1 pseudogene is annotated in these 283 nt (G+C 58.0%); it reads left to right on the forward strand.

Features of this window, described 5'->3' with window-relative positions:
• Positions 1-283: pseudogene (locus tag FDX22_RS32315) on the forward strand (hypothetical protein); the annotation flags it as partial.

The following is a 283-nucleotide window of genomic DNA, read 5'->3' on the forward strand; positions in this document are numbered from 1 at the left end:
GGGCCAATGCGGTGCCGATGGTGCGGGAAGGACGTGTAACCGGGTATATGTCGATCCGTACCCGGGCGACGGAAGCGGAAATCGCGGCGGTCGAACCTTTATATAAAGCACTCAATGAAGGCCGTTGTCATCGGCGCGTCCATAAGGGGCTGGTGGTACGTAAAGGCTGGTTGGGTAAACTCCCGTCGCTTCCGGTTCGCTGGCGGGTACGCAGTGTCATGGCTTTTATGTTTGTCATCCTGGCAACTGCGCTACAGCAGATGGGCGCTGAATGGCCGCAACT

Origin of the sequence: Citrobacter sp. TBCS-14 (genome assembly GCF_005280805.1) — a bacterium.
In the GTDB taxonomy this organism is placed as follows: Bacteria; Pseudomonadota; Gammaproteobacteria; order Enterobacterales; family Enterobacteriaceae; genus Citrobacter; species Citrobacter gillenii.